Genomic DNA, 5,893 nt, shown 5'->3' on the forward strand with positions numbered 1-5,893 from the left:
ACGGCCCGGGCGGCCACGCGCACGAGCCCCCGCACACCCACGCACCGCACGGCCCCCACGACACGCACACCCACGACCCCCACACCCACGGGACGCACCACGACCCCCACACGCACCCCCACCGGCCGGAGGGCGCCGTGGCCCCGCCCCGCGCCCACCGTGCCGACGGCACGCACCGAGGCGCCGACCCGCACGACCTCCCCTCCCACAGGAGCCTTCGATGACACTCCCTCCGCGATACCAGTACGGCGACGGCCCGATCGAGATCAACGCGGGCCGGCGGACCGTCAAGGTCACCGTCCGCAACACGGGCGATCGGGCGGTCCAGGTCGGTTCGGACTACCACTTCTTCGAGGTGAACTCGGCCCTCGACTTCGACCGCGACGCCACGCTCGGCATGCACCTCAACATCGCGGCCGGCACCGCCGTCCGCTTCGAGCCCGGCGGCACCCACGAGGTGGAGCTGTGCACCTACGCGGGCACCGGACGCCTCCACGGCTTCAGCGGCCTCCTCAACGGCAGCGTCAGGTCGCACCCCGCCCGGGTCGAGGCCGTCGGCCGGGCACTGCGGCGCGGCTTCCTCGGGGCGGGCCAGGAGGGGGACGCGAAGGAGGAGGCCGGCGGCGCGGCCGGCAAGGCGGGGCCGGACAAGGCAGAGGCCAAGAAGAGCAAGAAGAAGGGATCCCACTGACATGCCGACCCTCTCCCGCAAGCAGTACGCCGACCTGTTCGGCCCCACGGTGGGCGACCGGTTCCGGCTGGCCGACACCAACCTCGTCGTCGAGGTCGAGAAGGACTTCCGCGAGGGCTCGTACGGCGACGAGGTGGTCTACGGCGGCGGCAAGACCTTCCGCGACGGCATGGCCTCCGACCCGCAGGCCACCGCCGCCCAGGGCGCCCTCGACCTCGTGATCACCAACGTCGTGGTCATGGACCCGGTGGTCGGCGTGGTCAAGTGCGACATCGGCGTCAAGGACGGCTTCATCGCGGGCATCGGCAAGGCCGGCAACCCGCAGACCCAGGACTCCGTCGACCCCCGGCTCGTCATCGGCACCGGCACGGAGGTCATCGCCGGCGAGCACCTGATCGCGACCGCCGGGGCCATGGACTCGCACGTCCACCTCATCACCCCCCAGCAGTGCGAACAGGCACTCAGCAACGGCATCACCACCCTGTTCGGCGGAGGCACCGGCCCGACGGACGGGACCAACGGCACCACCTGCACCCCCGGCCCCTTCAACCTCGCCCGTATGCTGCAGGCCGCCGAGGACCTGCCGGTCAACCTCGGCATCATGGGCAAGGGCAACGGCAGCCTGCCGGGCGCCCTGGACGAGCAGATCGAGGCCGGCGCCGCCGCCCTCAAGGTCCACGAGGACTGGGGCTCCACCCCCGCCGTCATCGACAACGCGCTGGCCGTCGCCGACCGCCACGACATCCAGATCGCGATCCACACCGACACCCTCAACGAGGGCGGCTTCTTCGAGGACACCCGTTCCGCGATCGACGGCCGCACGATCCACACCTTCCACAGCGAGGGCGCGGGCGGCGGCCACGCCCCCGACATCCTGCGGGTCACCGGCGAACCCAACGTCCTGCCGTCCTCCACCAACCCCACGCTGCCGTACACCAAGAACTCCGTGGACGAGCTGCTGGACATGGTGATGGTGTGCCACCACCTCAGCCACGACATCCCCGAGGACGTGGCCTTCGCCGACAGCCGGGTGCGCGCGGAGACCATCGCGGCCGAGACGGTCCTGCACGACCGGGGCATCATCAGCATGATCTCGTCCGACTCCCAGGCCATGGGCCGCATCGGCGAGTCCGTCACCCGTGCCTTCCAGATCGCGCACGTGTGCAAGGAGGCCTTCGGGCCGCTGCCCGAGGACTCCGCGCGCAACGACAACCGGCGCGTCCTGCGCTACCTGGCCAAGGTCACCGTCAACCCGGCGATCGCCAGCGGCATCTCCGACTACGTCGGGACGATCGAGCCGGGCAAGCTGGCGGACATCGTCCTGTGGCCCATGCACTCCTTCGGGGCCAAGCCGAAGATGGTCATCAAGGGCGGCATCGTCTCCTGGGCGCAGATGGGCGACCCCAACGCCTCGCTGCCCACCCCGCAACCCGTCTACTACCGGCCGTCGTTCGGCCACTACGGGCGGGCCATGCAGGCGACCCACGTCACCTTCATGTCGCAGGCCGGCATCGCGGCCGGGGTGCCCGGGAAGCTGGGGCTGGAGCGGATGGTGCTCCCGGTGCGCAAGACCCGCACCATCGGCAAGCACAACATGCTCCGCAACGACGTCGTGCCGCGGATCGAGGTGGACCCGGAGACGTACAAGGTCACGGTGGACGGTGAGGTCGTGACCATCGACCCCGCCCAGAAGCTCCCGCTCAACCAGCTGTTCTTCCTGGTCTGAGCGCATGTACCGCGACGAGGGCGGCGAGAGCGCCGAGCCGGGCGGGCCCGCCCGGAGCACACGGGAGCCGGAGACGGACCTGGGGCACCTCCTGGTCGGCCTCCAGCTGACCGACTCGGCGTTCCCCAGCGGCTTCTACACCCTCTCCCACGGCCTGGAGGGCTTCGTGCAGGAGGGAGCCGTCGACCGCGACTCCCTCCCCGCCCTGCTCCACGACCTCCTCCGGCACGGCGTCGGCCCCTCCGACGCCACCGCGCTGGCCCTGGCCCACCGGGCCGCCGCGGCGGGGGACTGGGCGGCGGTGGCCGCGACGGACCGGCGGCTGCACGCCACGAAGCTCAACCGCGAGATGCGGCAGGCCGCCACCCGGACCGGGCGCCAGCTGCTGGACCTCGCCGCCGAGGTCTTCGGCGGGGCCGGCATCGTCCGGTACCACCGGACGGTGACGGCCCGCCGGGCACCGGGCACGCAGGCCGTCGCCGCCGGGGTCGTCTACGCGGAGACCGGGGTACCCGTGCGGCAGGCCGTCGCCGCCGACCTGTTCGCGTTCTGCGCGAGCTTCGCCGGCGCGGCACTGAGACTGCGGCTGACCGACCACCGTCTGGCCCAGGTCCTGCTGCGGCGGACGGCTCCGGTCATCGAGGAGACCACCCGCCGGGCACTGGCCCGGGGTCTCGACGACCTCGGGGCGACCACCTTCGCGGCGGACGTCATGTCCGCCCGTCACGAGCGGGCCGAGGCCCGCCTGTTCGCCAGCTGACCGACGTCCGGCCACGGAGGCCGGCACCGGAGAGGAAGACCATGCGAGACAACGTCCTGCGCGTCGGAATCGGCGGTCCCGTCGGATCGGGGAAGACCGCCCTCATCGAGGCGCTCGTCCCGGTCCTGATCGAGCAGGGCCACCGGCCCGCGGTGATCACCAACGACATCTACACCCAGGAGGACGCCCAGCACGTCCGCCGCACGCTCGACGGGGTGCTGGAGGGCGAACGCGTCGTCGGCGTGGAGACGGGCGCCTGCCCGCACACCGCCGTGCGCGACGACCCGACGATGAACCTGGCCGCGGGCGCCGAGATGCTCGAGCGCTTCCCCGACGTCGACGTCCTCCTCTACGAGAGCGGCGGCGACAACCTGACCCTCACCTTCAGCACGGCCCTGGTGGACGTGTTCGTCTTCGTCCTGGACACCGCCGAGGGCGAGAAGATGCCGCGCAAGCGGGGACCGGGCATCACCGACTCCGACCTGCTGGTCATCAACAAGATCGACATCGCCCGGTACGTGCGGACCGACATCGGCGTGATGGAGTCCGACGCCCACCGCGTGCGCGGCGACGGACCGGTGGTGCTGACCGACTGCCTCACCGGCAAGGGCGTCGACGAGGTCGCCTCCTTCCTCGAGTCCCGGCGCAAGGTGCTGATCTGACGTGCCCGCCGTCCGCGACCGGCTCGCGCCGGAGTACTACGAGCCGGTCCGGCTCCCGCCGGAGCTGTCCGCGTTCTCGGCGGTGCCCGAGACCCTCGGCCCGGGCTCGCCGGCCAAGGTCGGCGTCCTCGACCTCGGATTCGCCCTGCGCGGTGACCGGACGGAACTGGTCGAGCGGTACCAGAAGGCGCCCCTGGAGATCATGCGCCCGCTCTACGTCGACCCGGCGCTCCCCGGCACGGCGTGCGTCTACGTGATGGCCACGGGCGGCGGCGTCGCCCAGGCCGACCGCTACCGCCAGGACTTCCGGTGCGGTCCGGGGACCCAGGTCCTGGTCACCACGCAGGCGGCCACCAAGGTCTACCGGATGGAACAGGACTACGCGACGCAGCGCCTCCACCTCACCGCGGCCGAGGGCGCCTACGTCGAGTACCTGCCCGACCCGCTGATCCCCTTCACGGGGGCGCGCTTCCACCAGGACGCGGTGCTGACCGTCGACGAGAACGCCACGGTGGTGTACGCGGAAACGGTCACGGCGGGCCGGATCGCCCGCGGCGAACGGCACGCCTACACCGTGCTCGCCAGCGACCTGGAGATCCGCCGGCCCGACGGGACGCCGCTGGCGGTGGACACCCTGCGCCTGCGGCCGCGGGCACGGGGCGGGGTGACCGGGCCGGGCGTCTTCGCCGGGCACGACCACGTCGCCTCGCTGTTCGTGGTGAGCGGCCGGCGCCCCGCCGCCGAGATCGCCGACACCCTGCACCGGGCCCTGGCGGGCCGCGGGGTGCTGCACGGGGCGAGCGTGCTGCCGGAGGACTGCGGAGCCTGGGTGCGGATCCTCGGCCGGGAGCAGCCCCGTGTCGCCGACGCCGTCCGCACCGCGTGGGACGCCGTGCGACGGCTGCTCACCGGCCACCCCGCCCCCGACCTGCGCAAGCCGTAGCGCCCCCCGACGCGACCAGGAGACCATGCCCGTGATCACCGCACCCGCCCCCATGCCGCCCGGCTACGACTCCGGCGACACCGCCTGGATGCTGGCCGCAGCCGCGATGGTGCTGCTGATGACCCCCGCCCTCGCCTTCTTCTACGGCGGCATGGTCCGCACGAAGCACATCCTGGTGATGCTCAAGATGAGCTTCGCCTCACTGTGCTTCGTGAGCATCCTCTGGTACCTCGTCGGGTACTCGCTCGCCTTCGGCCCGGACGTGGGCGGCGCCGGCCTCATCGGCAACCTGGACCACGCCTTCCTGCGGGGCATCGAGCCGAACACCCTGACCGGGTCCATCCCCACCTACGTCTACACCACCTTCCAGATGGGCTTCGCCATCGTCACGGTGGCGCTGATCAGCGGATCCATCGCCGGCCGCGCGACGATGCGCGGGTGGCTGGTCTTCTCGTCGCTGTGGCTGCTGATCGTGTACGTGCCGGCCGCGCACTGGGTCTTCGACACGGAGGACGGCTGGATCACCAAGCACCTGGGCGCCCTGGACTTCGCCGGCGGCCTGCCGGTGGAACTCAACTCGGGCATCGCCGGACTGGCCGTGGCCCTGGTCATCAGGGGCCCGGCGGACTTCCGCCGCAAGGAGCCGAGGCCCAACAACATCCCCCTGGTCATGATCGGCGTGGCCCTGCTGTGGTTCGGCTGGCTGGCCTTCAACGCGGGGTCCGCCGTCCGCGACACCGGCACGGCCGCCACGGCGTTCATCAACACCCAGCTCGGCGCGGCCGGCGCCATGGTCACCTGGCCGCTGGTGGAGTACTGGCGCACCCGCAGGGTCACCATGATGGGCGTGGGCTCGGGTGCGGTGGCCGGCATGGTGGCCATCACCCCCGCGTGCGGCGAGATCGACCCCACCGGCGCGCTGATCACCGGACTCGTCGCCGGTGCCGTCTGCGCGTACGCCGTCACCCTCAAGTACCGCCTGAACGTGGACGACACGCTCGACGTGGTCGGGGTGCACGGCGCGGGCGGCCTCGTCGGACTGCTCATGGTCGGCCTGTTCGCCACGGCCCAGGTCAGCGGCAAGGAAGGGCTCTTCTACGGCGGCGGCCTC

At 72.1% G+C, this 5,893-nt stretch carries 6 protein-coding genes and 1 pseudogene; all 7 read left to right on the forward strand.

The window, feature by feature from the left end; all coding sequences use genetic code 11:
- Window positions 1–224, forward strand: a pseudogene (locus AOK18_RS33270) (cobalamin biosynthesis protein CbiX); the annotation flags it as partial.
- Window positions 221–691, forward strand: a complete 471-nt coding sequence (locus AOK18_RS09950) for an urease subunit beta (protein WP_055694066.1) — start codon at window positions 221–223, stop codon at window positions 689–691. The pseudogene AOK18_RS33270 and the gene AOK18_RS09950, both read left to right, overlap by 4 nt.
- 1 nt (window position 692) lies before the next feature.
- Window positions 693–2,417, forward strand: coding sequence for an urease subunit alpha (gene ureC / locus AOK18_RS09955; protein ID WP_055694067.1), 1,725 nt, complete (start codon window positions 693–695; stop codon window positions 2,415–2,417).
- 4 nt (window positions 2,418–2,421) lie between these two features.
- Window positions 2,422–3,177, forward strand: coding sequence for an urease accessory protein UreF (locus tag AOK18_RS09960; protein WP_055573311.1), 756 nt, complete (start codon window positions 2,422–2,424; stop codon window positions 3,175–3,177).
- 41 nt (window positions 3,178–3,218) lie between these two features.
- Window positions 3,219–3,839 (forward strand): urease accessory protein UreG, encoded by a 621-nt coding sequence (gene ureG / locus AOK18_RS09965; RefSeq protein WP_055694068.1) that lies wholly within the window; start codon window positions 3,219–3,221, stop codon window positions 3,837–3,839.
- A gap of 1 nt (window position 3,840) precedes the next feature.
- Entirely contained in the window at window positions 3,841–4,782 is a 942-nt protein-coding gene (locus tag AOK18_RS09970; RefSeq protein ID WP_055694069.1) for an urease accessory protein UreD, read from the forward strand.
- Between the two features lie 31 nt (window positions 4,783–4,813).
- A partial coding sequence (locus AOK18_RS09975; RefSeq protein WP_055694070.1) for an ammonium transporter occupies window positions 4,814–5,893 on the forward strand: 1,080 nt, incomplete at its 3' end.

Source organism: Streptomyces prasinopilosus (assembly GCF_001419695.1).
GTDB lineage: Bacteria > Actinomycetota > Actinomycetes > Streptomycetales > Streptomycetaceae > Streptomyces > Streptomyces prasinopilosus.